Source organism: Pseudomonas sp. 57B-090624, from assembly GCF_003234055.1.
Classification (GTDB): Bacteria; Pseudomonadota; Gammaproteobacteria; order Pseudomonadales; family Pseudomonadaceae; genus Metapseudomonas; species Metapseudomonas tohonis.
On sequence record NZ_QKRU01000044.1, the window covers coordinates 21,267 to 37,594 of the forward strand.

General features: G+C 65.8%; 14 protein-coding genes. 9 read left to right on the top strand and 5 right to left on the bottom strand.

All coding sequences use genetic code 11. The features are described from left to right. Positions 1-7: 7 nt before the first annotated feature. The 5 genes from fadA (at position 8) to DMX10_RS20240 (ending at position 5,184) form a co-directional block, all read left to right on the top strand. The gene (fadA, locus tag DMX10_RS20220; RefSeq protein ID WP_111262742.1) at positions 8-1,183 is read left to right on the top strand and encodes an acetyl-CoA C-acyltransferase FadA; all 1,176 of its coding nucleotides are present in this window, start codon (positions 8-10) and stop codon (positions 1,181-1,183) included. A gap of 150 nt (positions 1,184-1,333) precedes the next feature. Next, positions 1,334-1,570: a DUF1653 domain-containing protein gene (locus DMX10_RS20225; protein WP_111262743.1), complete on the top strand. Its 237-nt coding sequence runs from the start codon at positions 1,334-1,336 to the stop codon at positions 1,568-1,570. Between the two features lie 113 nt (positions 1,571-1,683). Continuing rightward, positions 1,684-4,293, top strand: coding sequence for a type I DNA topoisomerase (gene topA / locus DMX10_RS20230; protein WP_111262744.1), 2,610 nt, complete (start codon positions 1,684-1,686; stop codon positions 4,291-4,293). Positions 4,294-4,360: 67 nt separating this feature from the next. Further along, positions 4,361-4,879 (top strand): DUF6586 family protein, encoded by a 519-nt coding sequence (locus DMX10_RS20235; protein ID WP_111262745.1) that lies wholly within the window; start codon positions 4,361-4,363, stop codon positions 4,877-4,879. A 71-nt stretch (positions 4,880-4,950) separates the two neighbouring features. Beyond that, positions 4,951-5,184, top strand: coding sequence for a hypothetical protein (locus DMX10_RS20240; RefSeq protein WP_111262746.1), 234 nt, complete (start codon positions 4,951-4,953; stop codon positions 5,182-5,184). Positions 5,185-5,273: 89 nt separating this feature from the next. Here DMX10_RS20240 and sulA read toward each other — a convergent pair whose 3' ends face one another. Further along, positions 5,274-5,741: an SOS-induced cell division inhibitor SulA gene (sulA, locus tag DMX10_RS20245; RefSeq protein WP_111262747.1), complete on the bottom strand. Its 468-nt coding sequence runs from the start codon at positions 5,739-5,741 to the stop codon at positions 5,274-5,276. Positions 5,742-5,752: 11 nt separating this feature from the next. Continuing rightward, positions 5,753-6,361, bottom strand: a complete 609-nt coding sequence (gene lexA, locus DMX10_RS20250) for a transcriptional repressor LexA (protein ID WP_111262748.1) — start codon at positions 6,359-6,361, stop codon at positions 5,753-5,755. A gap of 240 nt (positions 6,362-6,601) precedes the next feature. Here lexA and DMX10_RS20255 point away from each other — a divergent pair, with 240 nt between their 5' ends. Genes DMX10_RS20255 through DMX10_RS20270 form a run of 4 tightly spaced genes read left to right on the top strand, consistent with a single transcriptional unit; the run spans position 6,602 to position 9,632 of the window. Continuing rightward, entirely contained in the window at positions 6,602-7,309 is a 708-nt protein-coding gene (locus DMX10_RS20255; RefSeq protein WP_111262749.1) for a TetR/AcrR family transcriptional regulator, read from the top strand. 43 nt (positions 7,310-7,352) lie between these two features. After that, on the top strand, positions 7,353-7,877 hold the full coding sequence (locus DMX10_RS20260) for a L,D-transpeptidase (protein ID WP_111262750.1): 525 nt from the start codon (positions 7,353-7,355) through the stop codon (positions 7,875-7,877). Positions 7,878-7,885: 8 nt separating this feature from the next. Beyond that, positions 7,886-8,884 (top strand): beta-N-acetylhexosaminidase, encoded by a 999-nt coding sequence (gene nagZ / locus DMX10_RS20265; protein WP_111262751.1) that lies wholly within the window; start codon positions 7,886-7,888, stop codon positions 8,882-8,884. 10 nt (positions 8,885-8,894) lie between these two features. Further along, complete coding sequence (locus DMX10_RS20270; protein WP_111262752.1) at positions 8,895-9,632, top strand: S-methyl-5'-thioinosine phosphorylase; 738 nt, start codon at positions 8,895-8,897, stop codon at positions 9,630-9,632. A gap of 7 nt (positions 9,633-9,639) precedes the next feature. Here the strand turns inward: DMX10_RS20270 and DMX10_RS20275 are convergent, their stop codons facing one another. From DMX10_RS20275 to mfd, 3 genes are read right to left on the bottom strand one after another with little or no spacing between them, the layout of a single operon-like run. Continuing rightward, entirely contained in the window at positions 9,640-12,288 is a 2,649-nt protein-coding gene (locus DMX10_RS20275) for a DEAD/DEAH box helicase (protein ID WP_371921712.1), read from the bottom strand. A 5-nt stretch (positions 12,289-12,293) separates the two neighbouring features. Further along, entirely contained in the window at positions 12,294-12,818 is a 525-nt protein-coding gene (locus tag DMX10_RS20280; RefSeq protein WP_111262753.1) for a CsiV family protein, read from the bottom strand. Between the two features lie 11 nt (positions 12,819-12,829). Continuing rightward, complete coding sequence (gene mfd / locus DMX10_RS20285; RefSeq protein WP_111262754.1) at positions 12,830-16,282, bottom strand: transcription-repair coupling factor; 3,453 nt, start codon at positions 16,280-16,282, stop codon at positions 12,830-12,832. Positions 16,283-16,328 lie beyond the last annotated feature (46 nt).

Here is a 16,328-nt window from a genome sequence, read left to right on the forward strand (position 1 = left end):
TAGAAATATGAGCCTGAATCCTAGAGATGCAGTCATTGTCGACTTCGGCCGTACCCCGATGGGTCGTTCCAAAGGCGGCATGCACCGCAATACCCGTGCCGAGACCATGTCGGCACAACTGATCAGCGGCGTCCTGGCCCGCAACACCAAGCTGGACCCGGCTGAAGTCGAAGACGTGATCTGGGGCTGCGTGAACCAGACCCTGGAGCAAGGCTGGAACATCGCACGCATGGCGTCGCTGATGACCCAGATCCCGCACACCAGCGCCGGCCAGACCGTCAGCCGCCTGTGCGGTTCCTCCATGAGCGCCCTGCACACTGCCGTGCAGGCCATCCAGACCGGCAACGGCGACGTTTTCGTCGTCGGTGGTGTGGAGCACATGGGCCACGTCGGCATGATGCACGGCGTCGATCCGAACCCGCACCTGTCCCTGTACGCCGCCAAGGCCTCGGGCATGATGGGCCTGACCGCCGAGATGCTGGGCAAGATGCACGGTATCAGCCGCGAGCAGCAGGACGCCTTCGGTGAGCGTTCCCACCGCCTGGCACACAAGGCTACCGTCGAAGGCAAGTTCAAGGATGAAATCATCCCGATGCAAGGCTACGACGAGAACGGCTTCCTGAAGGTATTCGACTTCGACGAGACCATCCGTCCGGAGACCACCATCGAAAGCCTGGCCGCCCTGAAGCCTGCGTTCAACCCGAAAGGCGGCACCGTGACTGCAGGTACTTCCTCGCAGATCACCGACGGCGCCTCCTGCATGATCGTGATGAGCGCCCAGCGCGCCCAGGATCTCGGCATCCAGCCGATGGCTGTGGTGCGTGCCATGGCGGTCGCGGGTGTCGACCCGGCGATCATGGGCTACGGCCCGGTGCCGTCCACTCAGAAGGCGCTCAAGCGCGCCGGCCTGACCATGGACGATATCGACTTCGTCGAGCTCAACGAAGCCTTCGCCGCTCAGGCACTGCCCGTGCTGAAGGACCTGAAGCTCCTCGACAAGATGGAGCAGAAGGTCAACCTGCACGGCGGCGCCATCGCTCTGGGTCACCCCTTCGGCTGCTCCGGTGCACGTATCTCCGGCACCCTGCTGAACGTGATGAAGCAGAACGGCGGTACCCTGGGCGTGTCCACCATGTGCGTGGGTCTCGGCCAGGGCATCACCACCGTCTTCGAACGCGTCTAAGCGTCCGCTGATGGAAAAGACCGGGGCCTGGGTGCCCCGGTTTTTTGCTTTCATGGGGCTTATTTCGTCAACGGGGCTGGCCAGCGGGCGCGCGAGTGGGCACCATGCGCACCCTTCGCGAACCGGACCATAGATGGACACGAGGGGAACATGAGCCTGCAACCTGGACTCTATCGTCACTACAAAGGGCAGCAGTACCGCGTGATCGGTACGGCGCGCCATTCCGAGACCGAAGAAGAGCTGGTGGTCTATCAGGCTCTGTACGGCGAGCACGGCCTCTGGGTCCGCCCGCTGAGCATGTTCACCGAGACGGTCGAGGTGGATGGCGAGCAGATCGCCCGCTTCGCTTTGGTGACTGCCGAGTCAGATCTCTTTCCGCGTCGCTGAGGTGTCCCGGGGCGGCGGGCAAGCTTGACCTCGTCTCGTTCGCCACTATATATAGCGGTGCCGCGTCAGGCGGTCCCGCCTTTCATTTATCGAATTCAGGAAATTTCCGATCCATGGGCAAATCGCTGGTCATCGTGGAATCCCCGGCCAAGGCCAAGACCATCAACAAGTACCTGGGCAACCAGTACGTGGTGAAGTCGAGCATCGGCCATATCCGTGACCTGCCTACCAGCGGTTCGGCCAGTGCCAGCAAGGAACCGGTGAAGCGCGGCAAGGCGGCCGCGTCCGAGGCTCCGGCGCTATCGCCCAAGGAAAAGGCCAAGCGCCAGCTGTTCACCCGCATGGGCGTCGACCCCGAGCACGGCTGGAAGGCGAAGTACGAGATCCTTCCCGGCAAGGAGAAGGTGATCGAGGAACTGCGCCGACTGGCCAAGGATGCCGACACCATCTATCTCGCAACCGACTTGGACCGCGAAGGGGAGGCCATCGCCTGGCACCTGCGGGAATCCATCGGTGGTGATGACAGCCGCTACAAGCGCGTGGTGTTCAACGAAATCACCAAGAAGGCCATCCAGGAGGCCTTCTCCCAGCCCGGCGAGCTGGATATCAACCGCGTCAATGCCCAGCAGGCGCGCCGCTTCCTGGACCGTGTCGTGGGTTACATGGTCTCGCCGCTGTTGTGGCAGAAGATCGCCCGCGGCCTGTCCGCCGGTCGCGTGCAGTCGGTCGCTGTGAAGCTTGTGGTCGAGCGTGAGCGTGAGATCCGTGCCTTCGTGCCCGAGGAGTACTGGGAAGTCCACGCCGACCTGGGCACTGCCAAGGGTGCCAACGTGCGCTTCGAGGTGGCCAAGGAGAATGGCGCGGCCTTCAAGCCGCTGAACGAAGCCCAGGCCATGGCCGCGCTGGAGCAGCTCAAGTCCTCCAGCTACAGCGTGCAGAAGCGCGAAGACAAGCCGACCTCCAGCCGTCCTTCTGCGCCTTTCATCACCTCCACCCTGCAACAGGCGGCGAGCAACCGCCTGGGCTTCGGGGTGAAGAAGACCATGATGATGGCCCAGCGTCTCTACGAGGCGGGCTACATCACCTATATGCGTACCGACTCGACCAACCTCTCTGCCGATGCCATCACCATGGTGCGCGGCTTCATCGAAGGCGAGTTCGGTGAGAAGTACCTGCCGGCCAAGCCGAATTTCTATTCGAGCAAGGAAGGCGCCCAGGAGGCCCACGAGGCCATCCGCCCCTCGGACGTCAATCTCAAGCCGACCCAGCTGTCGGGCATGGAACGCGATGCCGAGCGCCTGTACGACTTGATCTGGCGCCAGTTCGTGGCCTGCCAGATGCCGCCGGCCGAGTACCTGTCCACCAGCGTCAGCGTGGCGGCCGGCAACTTCGAGCTGCGCGCCAAGGGCCGCATCCTCAAGTTCGACGGCTACACCCGTGTGCTGCCGCAACAGAGCAAGCCGGGTGAAGACGACGTACTGCCCGACATGAAGGAAGGCGAGGCGCTCAAGCTGATCAAGCTCGATCCCAGCCAGCACTTCACCAAGCCGCCGGCACGTTTCTCCGAGGCCAGCCTGGTCAAGGAGCTGGAAAAGCGGGGTATTGGCCGCCCATCCACCTATGCTGCGATCATTTCCACGATTCAGGAGCGGGGCTATGTGACGGTGCATAACCGTCGCTTCTACTCCGAGAAGATGGGTGACATCGTCACCGAGCGTCTGAACGAGAGCTTCTCGAACCTGATGGACTATGGCTTCACCGCCGGCATGGAAGAGAACCTGGACGATGTGGCCCAGGGAGAGCGCGACTGGAAGAACCTGCTTGACGAGTTCTACGGCGACTTCAAGAAGAAGCTGGAAGTGGCCGAAGTCGCTGACAGCGGCATGCGCGCCAACCAGCCGACCCTGACCGACATCGCCTGCCGCGAGTGCGGCCGGCCGATGATGATCCGTACCGCCTCCACCGGCGTGTTCCTGGGTTGCTCGGGCTACAGCCTCCCGCCCAAGGAGCGCTGCAAGGCCACGATCAACCTGGTGCCGGGTGACGAGATCGCTGCGGACGACGAGGGCGAGTCCGAGTCCCGCGTGCTGCGTGGCAAGCATCGCTGCCCGATCTGCAGTACCGCTATGGATGCCTACCTGCTGGACGAGACCCGCAAGCTGCATATCTGCGGCAACAACCCCGATTGCGCGGGCTACGAGATCGAGCAGGGCCAGTACCGCATCAAGGGCTATGAAGGCCCGAGCCTCGAGTGCGACAAGTGCGGCAGCGAGATGCAGCTGAAGACCGGTCGTTTCGGCAAGTTCTTCGGATGCACCAACCCCAGCTGCAAGAACACCCGCAAGCTGCTCAAGAATGGCGAGGCTGCGCCGCCAAAGATCGACCCGATCAAGATGCCCGAGCTCAAGTGCGAGAAGGTGGATGACACCTACGTGCTGCGCGATGGCGCTTCGGGCCTGTTCCTGGCAGCCAGCCAGTTCCCGAAGAACCGCGAGACGCGAGCGCCTCTGGTGTTGGAACTGATTCCGCACAAGGAAGAGCTCGATCCCAAGTACCACTTCCTGCTCAGTGCGCCGGCCAAGGATCCTGATGGCCGTCCGGCGGTCATTCGTTTCAGTCGCAAGACCAAGGAGCAGTACGTGCAGTCCGAAGTTGACGGCAAGCCGACCGGCTGGCGTGCCTTCTTCGACGGCGGCAAGTGGAAGGTCGAAGACAAGCGCTGATTGGCGGTTGCGCGCCTGCCCGGGTGGGCGCGCATACTACCGATCTGATCCAGCAGGAGTGGCCGTCATGGCGCATGAGCTCTATACCCGCACGAACCAGAAACTCTACTTCGCCGGCCTGGCCCTGGAATCCTTGCGCAAGGCTGAGGAAGGGCGGGCGATGAATGCCCAGGCGCTGGTTCAGGCAGAGCGCGAAGCGGCCCTGTTCCATCTGCATGGTGCTTTGCTCGGTCTCTGCCACGAGATCGCCGGGTTCTACCGGTTGCCCCAGGCCGCCGCGCCGCGCCCGGAATTGCTGTTGACCGCTGATGTGCTCGCCGCTGCGCCGAGCCCCGAGTTGTCCGAGCTGGTCGAACTGGCCCAACAGCCTGAAACCTGGCTGGCCGAACTGCTGGCTGCGCACGCTGCACTATTCCTGCCGCCCCAGGCGCCGAAAAAGGCGAAGGTCGACCCGACGATGCCGCTGATCCAGGCTGTAAGTGTGGATGACGAGCCGACGCCTCTGTCCGGGGTGACCCTGGAAGAGTGGCGGCAGAACTTGAAGGCACTGGCGTTGCGCTTCCGTGAGGGGCTGTCGGAGTGCTGAGTAGATCGATGGGCTAGGGCGGCCCGTCAGCCGGCTGGTACAATGCCCGCCTTTAGTGGAGAGATGACCCCATGCCAACGTCCTTTCTGGAAATAGTCGAGCTGCCCGACGGCCGCATCATCCTGCGCCGCGCGGAAGACGAGGAGGCGTTGGTTACGCTGGACTTCTCTTCCGACGCCAAGGCGTTCCTGCAAGGGCATCACCTGGAAGTCGCCAAGGCCATGCTCAACGTGGGCGTGCAGATGGCCGGTCGTCTGGCTGAAGGTGAAGTGGATCACGACGAAGGTCCGCGCGTCCTGCATTGATGGGTGCTTGGTCGGCTCCTTCGGAACCGATTATTCCCCTCGACTGTTACCAATCCATTGCGGCCGTATTCCGGTCGTGAGCGCGATTCCTATCCCAGTCGGATGTTTAGGCTTTGCGCTCCACCCTGGCGTGCCGCCTGGGCGAGTGCCTGTTTCTCCGTCCGGTTCAGACGCAGCCAGCTGACTACGGTGTGGCTACGGCCTAATCGAAGGGCTTCGCATGTCAACTCCAGCGCACTGCGCTCTCCCCGGGGCTCAAGGAGCAGGATGCGCTCGCGATTCAGCCCGGCGTCCCGCAACCAGCCCTGGGTAAGGCTGGCGGGCGCGCCGATCAATGTCAGCCAGCGGGCATCCTGCTCCTGGCTGAGTTGGCGAAGGATGGGGGCTAGCAGGTGGCGGCAATGCCCGGCAGCGCCGCTCAGCGACAGCTCGCTGAAGGCTTCGGGTTCCTCTTCCCAGTGCTCGTCGAGCTCCAGTGCAAGTGGCGCCGGGCTGGCGACTATGGCGTCATGGAAAAGCGGTAGTTGGGTTCGGCCAAACGATTGCGGAAACTGCATGACGCCTCCTGTTAGCGGCGGATGACGCCGACGCTCAAGCCTTCGATGACCAGATCCCGCTCCTGAAGGTCCACCTCGATCGGTGCGAAATCCGGGTTCTCGGCGATCAGCCAGACCTTGTTGCCCTCGCGTTTGAAACGCTTGACGGTGACCTCGTCATCCAGGCGGGCTACCACGATCTGGCCGTTGCGGGCCTCGCGGGTGGTATGGACGGCGAGCAGGTCCCCATCGTGGATGCCGACATCCTTCATGCTCATGCCGCTCACGCGCAGCAGGTAGTCGGCGCGGGGATGGAAGAACTCCGGGTTGATCCGGCAGGATTCTTCGATGTTCTGCTGGGCAAGTATGGGAGCGCCGGCAGCTACGCGACCGATGATCGGCAGGCCGTCTTCCTCGGTGCTGGGCTCGAAGCCGGGGATGCGGATGCCACGGGAGGCGCCGGGAGTCATCTCGATCGCACCCTTGCGGGCCAGCGCCTTGAGGTGCTCTTCGGCAGCATTGGGTGACTTGAAGCCCAGTTCCTGGGCGATCTCCGCACGGGTGGGCGGATAGCCGTTGTCTTCGATGCAGCGCTTGATGAACGCGAGGATCTCGGCTTGGCGGGGCGTGAGTTTCAGCATGTCGGCGCTCTGTTTTTTTATACAGTGACTGGGATTATATACAGTGATCATGGCTTGGCAACAAGTCTTCTCTGCATCCTCTCGCCGTGTGCCTTGTGGCTCTAGTGACTTGCCTGTCGTCTTGCGTGAATATGTCGCCTGCGAGCCGTGACCGGGGCGTCAGAAGATGGTGTGCGCGACTTGACAAGCCAGCGGCTTGAAACGTATGTTTCAAACAAGTGTTTGTCAGGCGGAGGAGCCATGGCCCAGTCGGAAACCGTCGAACGCATTCTTGATGCTGCGGAACAGCTGTTCGCGGAGAAGGGCTTCGCCGAGACTTCGTTGCGTTTGATCACCAGCAAGGCGGGTGTGAACCTGGCTGCTGTGAATTATCACTTCGGCTCGAAGAAGGCGCTGATCCAGGCGGTGTTCTCGCGCTTCCTCGGGCCTTTCTGTCAGAGCCTGGAGCGTGAGCTCGATCGCCGGCAGGCGAAGAGCGAGGCGCGCGCGACTCTCGAAGAGCTGCTGGAGATGCTGGTGGAACAGGCGCTGGCGGTGAAGCCACGCAGCGGCAATGACCTGTCCATCTTCATGCGCCTGCTGGGGCTGGCGTTCAGTCAGAGCCAGGGCCACCTGCGCAAATACCTGGAAGAGGTGTACGGCAAGGTCTTCCGCCGTTACATGCTGCTGGTCAACGAGTCGGCGCCCAAGGTGCCGCCGCTTGAGCTTTTCTGGCGTGTGCACTTCATGCTCGGTGCCGCCGCGTTCAGCATGTCCGGCATCAAGGCGCTGCGCGCGATGGCCGAGACCGATTTCGGCGTGAACACCTCCATCGAACAGGTCATGCGCCTGATGGTGCCCTTCCTGGCCGCCGGCATGCGCGCCGAAACCGGGCTGTCCGACGAGACCCTTTCAAAAGCGGTCCTGAAGCCGCGCAGCAAGTCCCCGAGTACGCCTGCCAAGGCCTGATCCCGGTGGGCGAGGGCAGGGGGATCGGCTAAGCTAGCGCCCCATGCCCGACCTCGATCTTCTCCACGTTTCCATCGCTGACCAGTGCCTCTACGGCTTTGCCGGAGAGCGCCTGGTGTTGCGTCTTCCCGTTTCCACCGCGCTGAACGGCGCCGGTGAGCTGAGTGGCTCCAATCGCACGCCTCGCGGCCTTCATCAGGTGCGCGCGAAGATCGGCGAGGGACTGCCTCAAGGCGCCGTGCTGCGAGGCCGTCGCTGGACCGGCGAGACCTGGACTCCCGAGTTGCACGCGCAGTTCCCCGGTCGCGACTGGATACTCAGCCGCATCCTCTGGCTGAGTGGTTGCGAGCCCGGGCGCAACCGCCTGGGCAAGGTCGACACCATGCGTCGCTACATCTACCTGCACGGCACGCCGGACACCGAACCCATGGGCGTACCGCTGTCCCATGGCTGCGTGCGCCTGCGCAATGCCGACCTGCTTGAACTCTTTCCCCGCGTTCCCGTCCATTGTGCGGTGCGGATCGATGAAGCGCCCCGGCCTGACTGGGCCGCGGCAGAACTCTCCTGAGGAATCCCATGCAAGGCTCCCTGATGCTGGACATCGGCGGCACCTGGCTGACCGCTGAGGATCGCCAGATCCTGCGGCAACCGGAAGTGGCCGGCCTGATCATCTTCGCGCGCAATATCGAGGACCCGCGCCAGGTGCGCGAACTCTGCGCTTCCATCCGCGCCCTGCGCCCGGACCTCATTCTCGCCGTCGACCAGGAAGGCGGGCGTGTGCAGCGTCTGCGCCAGGGGTTCGTGCGCCTGCCGGCCATGCGTGCGCTGGCCGACAACGCCAATGCCGAAGCGCTGGCCCGGCAGTGCGGCTGGCTCATGGCGACCGAAGTCCTGGCCGTTGGGCTGGACATCAGCTTCGCCCCGGTGCTCGATCTCGATCACCAGCGCAGCGCCGTGGTCGGCAGCCGTGCCTTCGAGGGCGATCCGCAGCGCGCCACCGACCTGGCCGGTGCCTTCATCAAGGGGCTGCGTGCTGCCGGCATGGCGGCCACCGGCAAGCACTTCCCCGGCCATGGCTGGGCGGAAGCCGACTCCCACGTCGCCATTCCCACGGATGAGCGCAGCCTGGAGCAGATCCGCGCCGCGGACCTGGTGCCCTTCACCCGCCTGGCCCCCGAGCTGGACGGCATGATGCCCGCCCACGTCATCTACCCCCAGGTCGATGCCCAGCCCGCCGGTTTCTCGCGCCGTTGGCTGCAGGACATCCTGCGTGGCGAGCTGAAGTACACCGGGGTGATCTTCAGCGACGACCTGTCGATGGCCGGCGCCCACGTGGTGGGTGACGCCGCCGAGCGCATCGAGGCCGCGCTGAGCGCAGGCTGCGACATGGGCCTGGTGTGCAACGACCGTGCTGCCGCCGAGCTGGCCCTGTCGCGCTTGCAGCGTCTCGGGGTGACGCCGCCTGCGCAGCTCGCGCGCATGCGCCGCCGTGCTTTCCCGGGCACCGAATACCGTCAAGACCCGCGTTGGCAAACGGCGATCGCCGCCCTGCGCGAAGCCCAGCTGATCGACTGAAGGAAGCGAAATGACCGTTTACGCGATTATCGGTGGTACCGGCCTTACCCAGCTCGAGGGCCTGACCATGAAGGCGCTGCTCAACCCCGAGACGCCCTACGGTGCGCCTTCGGCGGGGATCGTCCAGGGCGATTACGCCGGCCGCGACCTGCTGTTCCTCGCCCGCCATGGCCACCCGCACCGCATTCCTCCGCACCAGGTCAACTACCGCGCCAATCTCTGGGCGCTCAAGCAGGCTGGCGCCCAGGCGGTGGTCGCGGTCAATGCGGTGGGCGGTATCAATGCCGCCATGGGCACCGGGCACCTCGTGGTGCCGCACCAGTTGATCGACTACACCCACGGTCGCACCGACACCTTCTTCGAAGGCGAGCTGGACCATGTGACCCACATCGATTTCAGTCATCCCTACGACGAGGCGCTGCGGCAGAAGCTGCTCACCGCACTTGCCGCCACCGGGCACGCGCACAGCGATCACGGCGTGTATGGCTGCACCCAGGGCCCGCGCCTGGAGACAGTCGCCGAGATCGCCCGCATGGAGCGCGACGGCTGTGATCTGGTCGGGATGACCGGCATGCCCGAAGCCGTGCTCGCCCGTGAGCTGGACCTGCCCTACGCCTGCATCTCGCTGGTGGTCAATCCGGCTGCCGGCAAGTCCAGCGGCATCATCACCATGGCCGAGATCGAGGCCGCCCTGGCCGACGGCATCGGCAAGGTGCGCGAAGTCCTCGTCCGCCTGTTCAAGGCCTGAGCGGCCTTCAGGCCGTCGGCAGGGGCGCGAAGAGGGCGTCGAGGTCCTCTTCGCGCAATTGCCAGTCCGCGCCCTCGCTCTGCCCGAGGATGCCCTCGGCGAGCAGCGCCTTGCGCTGCTGCAGTTGCTGGATCTTCTCTTCCACCGTGCCCCGGGCGATCAGCTTGTAGACGAACACCGGCTTGTCCTGGCCGATGCGGTAGGCGCGGTCGGTGGCCTGGCGCTCGGCGGCCGGGTTCCACCAGGGGTCATAGTGGATCACCGTGTCGGCGGCGGTTAGATTCAGGCCCGTGCCACCCGCCTTCAGGCTGATCAGGAACAGCGGCACTTCCCCGGCCTGGAAGCGCTTCACGGGGGTGCGCCGATCACGGGTGTCGCCCGTGAGGATCAGGTACTCGATGCCGCGCTGCTGCAGTTCGGCCTCGATCAGCTCCAGCATGCTGGTGAACTGCGAGAAGAGCAGCACCTTGCGCCCCTCCGCGAACAGCTCCACCAGCATCTCCATCAGACTGTCCAGCTTGCCCGAGGTACTGCCGCGCAGAGGCCGGGTGCGCTCGTGCTCCACCAGGCGCAGGTCGCAGCAGGTCTGGCGCAGCTTCAGCAGTGCCTCGAGGATCACCATCTGGCTGCGCGCCATGCCCTTGTCCTGGATTTCCGCGCGGACCTTCCGGTCCATCGCCAGGCGCACCGTCTCGTAGAGATCACGCTGCCCTTCGCTGAGCTCCACGCGCTGGACGATCTCGGTCTTGGCGGGCAGTTCGGTGGCCACCGATTCCTTGGTCCGGCGCAGCAGGAAGGGGCGGATGCGGCCATTGAGGTGGGCCAGGCGCTCGTTGTCGCCGCGCTTCTCGATCGGGGTGCGGTAGTCGCGCGCGAACTGCTTGGCGTCTCCCAGCCAGCCGGGCATGAGGAAATGGAACAGCGACCAGAGCTCGCCCAGGTGATTCTCCAGCGGCGTGCCGGAGAGGCACAGGCGTTGTCGCGCCTCCAGCTGGCGTACGGCCTGGGCGGCCTTGCTGGTGGGCGTCTTGATGTTCTGCGCCTCGTCCAGCACCACCAGGTGCAGGGGCTGCGCCTTCCAGGTCGCGAGGTCGCGTGGTAGCAGGGCATAGGTGGTGAGCAGCAGGTCGAACTCGCCCAGGCGTGCGAAATCCTTCTTGCGGTTCGGGCCATGCAGCGCCAGCACCCGCAGGCCGGGGGCGAAGCGCGCGGCCTCGTCCTGCCAATTGGGGATCAGGCTGGTGGGCACCACCACCAGCGCCGGACGGTCGAGACGGCCGGCGTTCTTCTCGGTGAGCAGGTGGGCCAGGGTCTGCAGGGTCTTGCCCAGGCCCATGTCGTCACCCAGCACGCCGCCCGCGCCCAGTTCGCGCAGGCTCTGCAGCCAGGCGAGGCCTTGCAGCTGATAGGTGCGCAGGTCCGCCTGCAGGCCGGCAGGGGCCTCGTGGCGGGTCTGCCGGCTGTCACGCAGGCGTTCGGCGAAGCGGCGCAGGCGCTCGCCGCCCTGCCATTCCAGTTGCAGTTCGTCCAGTTGTCCCAGGCGTGCGGCATCGGGCAGGGCGAGGCGCAGGCTGCGGCCTTCCGGCCGATCTCGCAGGTAAAGCTCGCCCAGGGTGGCCAGCAGCGGCTTCAGGCGTCCGAAGGGCAGGGCGACCTGCAGGGGGCGGCCGGTGCTGGCGCCCAGGGTGTCCAGCTGCAGGCGCAATTGCTCGTCGTCGCGCCGCTTTTCCAGGTTCTTCGGGCTGAGCAGCTTGGGGTTCTGCTGGATCAGGCGCAGGAGGATGGGCAGCAGGCTGATGCGCTGGCCTTCGACGACGATGCCCAGCTCCAGGTCGAACCAATGCTGGCCCGGGACTTCGTCCACCTCGGCATACCAGCGCTCGACACTGGACAGGTCGAAGTGGAAGCCGGAGCGGATGTCCACCTCCCAGCCCTCGGCGCGCAGCTCCGCCAGGCCCTTGTTCATGAAACGCTGCCAGGCGCTGTCGCTGGGCAGCTCGAAGAGTTCGTAGACGTCACTGGGCAGGGCGAGGCTCTGGCGCAGTGATTCCTTGAAGCCGAGCTGGCGCAGGCGCTCGCGCAGGGCCTCTTCGGTGGCGATCTGGCGTTGGACTTCCAACAGTTCGCCCTGGCGCTTGCTCACCGCGTTGTGGCGGGCGTTCTTGCCGTGGGCGCTGATACCGGCGTAGTCGAATGCCAGGCCGGCACGATGCTGCTGGCTGCCGACCATGCGTCCGCTGCGCAGGTCGTAGAGGCTCTGCGCCAGGCTGCCGAGGGCCAGCAGCGGGCGCGGCTGGATGTCCTTGAGCACGCGCCTGACCGTTGGCGTCTCGGCGGCCGACAGGGGCCGTTCCGGACGCTGGCTGGGCGCGCCTTCCTCGAGTACTTGCAGGATGGCCGCGACGCAGTGCTTGCAGTTGATGCCCACCGGGCAGCTGCAGCGCCCGATGATGCCGAGGCCGTGGGGGGCCAGGCGGATGTTCTGATGGTAGAAGTTGTCGCCAGAACCGGCGCAGCTGGACTGCAGCAGGGTCTCGTCCATGGCCCGCAGGCGCGCCAGGCGCTGGCGGGCATAGCCCGTGCCACGCTGCAGCGCGCCGCTGTCGAAGTCCTGCCGCCAGTCGTGCTGGCGCAGGTGTTCGAGCAGGGTGAGCACGTCGGTCAGAGCGGGCTGACGCGGATCAGGACGCCGAGGCTGGAGTGATCGAGGTAGGTCAGCTCGCCGGTCTTGAGGCGGGTGCCCTGCTTGATGCGTTCGCTGCCGCTGAGCAGGCCGCTCCCGTCGAACTGGTTGACCCAGAAGTCGACGGCGACATCGGTGTAGCGCACCTGGGACAGGGTCACGGTGCCTTCCACCGGGAAGTGGCCGAGCTGCTGGTCACCGGCGCTGACGGCCACGCGGCTGGGGTTGGCGCCGACGCTCTGCGTCCAGGCCTTGTGCAGCAGCACCTGGTAGCCATTGCCGGGGTTGAGCTTGGCGGCCTCGCCATTCAGCGCGGTGGCGCGCTCACCGACGCTGGCCAGGCTCTGTGCGCCGTTGGCCCAATCGTCCGGGGCCGGCTGGCTGGCGGGGGTGGCGTCGCCCGACTGGCGGAACAGGATCAGCTCGACCTGGTAGAGCCCATCGGCAAAAGCGCTGGGGGCCAGCAGGGCAAGCATCAGGGCGAGGTAACGGAACGCACGCATGGATCGGTCCTTTAAGCGGATTGCGGAGTCAGGCGCTCGAACAGCGCCTCGAGTGTATTGAAACGTTCTTCCGGGCGCTCCATCGGCACCTGGAAGCGGAACAGCGTGGCGCCTTCGAACTTGTAGCGCTTGGGCTGGCCCTGGATCAGCTTGATCAGCACCAGCGGATCGACGCAGGTGTCGGCGGCGAATTCTATCCGACCGCCTTGCGGGCCGGCGTCGACTTTCTTGATGCCGAGCTTCTCCGCCTGCAACTTCAGCAGGGTCAGACGCACCAGGTTCTTGGTCGGTTCCGGCAGCAGGCCGAAGCGGTCGATCATCTCCACCTGCAGTTCCTTCAGGCCGTCCTCGTCGGCGGCCGAGGCGATGCGCTTGTAGAGGATCAGGCGTGCGTGCACGTCGGGGAGGTAGTCCTCGGGAATCAGCGCCGGCAGGCGCAGGTTGATCTCCGGTCCGCCGCCCAGCGGTTGCTCCAGGTTGGGCTGCTCGCCCTTCTGGATGGCCTTGACCGCGCGCTCGAGCATTTCCATGTAGAGGGTGAAACCCACCGCCTGGATCTGCCCGCTCTGCCCGTCGCCGAGCAGCTCGCCGGCGCCCCGTATCTCCAGGTCATGGGTGGCCAGGACGAAGCCGGCCCCCAGGTCCTGGGCGTTGGCGATGGCTTCCAGGCGCTTCTCGGCGTCCGGGGTCATCTGCTTGCGTGGCGGGGTGAGCAGGTAGGCGTAGGCCTGGTGGTGGCTGCGACCGACGCGGCCGCGCAGCTGGTGCAGCTGGGCCAGGCCGAACTTGTCGGCGCGCTCGATGATGATGGTGTTGGCGCTGGGCACGTCGATGCCGGTCTCGATGATGGTCGAGGCGATCAGCACGTTGAAGCGCTTGTGGTAGAAGTCGCTCATCACCTGTTCGAGCTCGCGCTCGTGCATCTGCCCGTGGCCGATACCGATGCGCGCCTCGGGCACCAGTTCGGCCAGGTCGGCGGCGCACTTCTCGATGCTCTTCACTTCGTTGTGCAGGTAGTACACCTGGCCGCCGCGCAGCAGCTCGCGCAGCAGCGCCTCCTTGATCACCGTGTTCTGCTGTTCCATGACGAAGGTACGCACCGACAGGCGGCGCGCGGGCGGGGTGGCGATGATCGACAGGTCGCGCATGCCGGCCACGGCCATGTTCAGGGTGCGCGGGATCGGCGTGGCGGTGAGGGTCAGGATGTCCACCTCGCTGCGCAGGGCCTTGAGCTGCTCCTTCTGGCGCACGCCGAAGCGGTGTTCCTCGTCGATGATCACCAGGCCCAGGTTCTTGAAGGTGATGTCGTCCTGCAGCAGCTTGTGGGTACCGATGACGATGTCCACCTTGCCGTCGGCCAACTGTTGCGCAGCGCCTTCCACTTCCTTGGCGGTCTTGAAGCGGCTCATCACCTCGACCTTTACCGGCCAGTCGGCGAAGCGGTCGCGGAAGCTGTTGTAGTGCTGCTGGGCGAGCAGGGTGGTAGGCACCAGCACCGCCACCTGCTTGCCGCTGTGCACGGCGACGAAGGCGGCGCGCATGGCCACCTCGGTCTTGCCGAAGCCGACGTCGCCGCAGACCAGGCGATCCATCGGCTTGGGCGCCAGCATATCGGCCAGTACGGCGTCGATGGCGGTCTGCTGGTCCGGCGTCTCCTCGAAGGGGAAGCCGGCGGAGAAGGTGGCGTAGTCCGCCATCGGGTCCTTGAAGGCGTAGCCTTCGCGGGCGGCACGACGGGCATAGATGTCCAGCAGTTCGGCGGCGACGTCGCGCACCTGTTCGGCGGCCTTGCGCTTGGCCTTCTGCCAGGCCTCCGAGCCCAGGCGGTGCAGTGGCGCGAGGGCATCGTCGCTGCCGGTATAGCGGGCGATCAGGTGCAGGCTGGCCACGGGTACGTAGAGCTTGGCTTCCTCGGCGTACTGCAGGGCGAGGAATTCGGCGGACTGGCCTTCGATCTCCAGGGTGATCAGGCCCAGGTAGCGGCCGACGCCGTGGTCGATGTGCACCACAGGCGCGCCTTCGCGCAGTTCGGCGAGGTTCTTGATGACGTTGTCGCCACCGTCGCCCCGACGGTCGCGGCGGCGGCGTTGCATCACGCGCTGGCCGAACAGCGGGCTCTCGGCGATCAGCGCCAGGCCCGGGTCATCCAGCAGCAGGCCTTCGTCCAGGGGCGCGATGGTGATGGCGAGGAGTTCCTTGCTGGCGACGAATTCCGGCCAGCCGGTCACTTCCTGCGGGCGCAGCTTGAGACGGGCGAGCAGCTCCAGCAGCACTTCGCGGCGGCCGGCCGATTCGGCGCTGAACAGCACGCGGCCGGGGAACTCTTCCAGGAAGCGGCGCAAGGCGGCCAGGGGTTCGCTGGCCTTGGCCTGGATCGCCAGGTCCGGCAGCGGGCGGGCCGGGAAGCGTTCGCGACCGACGCCGGTGCCCGAGTCCTCCTGGCTGACCACGACCCGTGGCGAGCCCTTGAGCCGGGCGAAGCAGTCCTCCACCGGCAGGAACAGCTCGGCGGGCGGCACCAGTGGTCGCTCGGGGTCGACGCGGCGCTCTTCATAGCGGTTGCGCACGTCGTTCCAGAACTGCTCGGCGGCCTGCTCGATGCCGGGCAGGGAGAACACCTGGGTGTCGGCCGGCAGGTAGTCGAAGAGGGTGGCGCTGTCCTCGAAGAACAGCGGCAGGTAGTACTCGATACCGGCGGGGGTGATGCCGCTGGCCAGGTCCTGGTAGATGGGGCACCGGCGGAAGTCCACGTCGAAGCGCTCGCGGAAGCGACCGCGGAAGTCGGTCACCGCCTTCTTGTCCAGCGGGAACTCGCGGGCCGGCAGCAGGCGGATCGACTCCACCTTGTCCACCGAGCGCTGGGTCTCGGGGTCGAAGGTGCGCAGGGTCTCGATCTCGTCATCGAACAGGTCGATGCGGAAGGGCACGTCGCTGCCCATCGGGAACAGGTCGATCAGCGCACCGCGCACGGCGAACTCGCCGTGTTCGTAGACGGTGTCCACGCAGCGATAGCCGGCCGCCTCCAGGCGGCTGCGCATCTGCTCGACGTCGAGCTTCTGGCCGACGTCCAGTACCAGGCTGGAGCCCAGCAGGAAGCGCGTTGGCGCCAGGCGGTGCAGGGCGGTGGTGATGGGCACCACCAGCACGCCGTGGGTCAGCTGCGGCAGGCGATAGAGGCTGGCGATACGCTGGGAGATGATGTCCTGGTGCGGCGAGAACAGGTCGTAGGGCAGCGTTTCCCAGTCCGGGAAGTGCAGCACCGGCAGGTCCGGGGCGAAGAAGCTCAGTTCCTGCTCCAGGCGTTCGGCGCTCTGGCTGTCGGCGGTCAGCAGCAGGGTGAAGCGCCGGGCGGCGCTGGCGGCTTCGGCGATCGCCAGGCTGAGGGCGGCACCGGGGAGGTTGCCCCATTGTTGCTTGCCGGCGGCGGCGGGCAGGGTCGGGAGACGCAGGACGGACTCGGGCAAAGGTGGCTCCGGTCGGAAAATTGGACCCGGGCGATTGTAACTATCC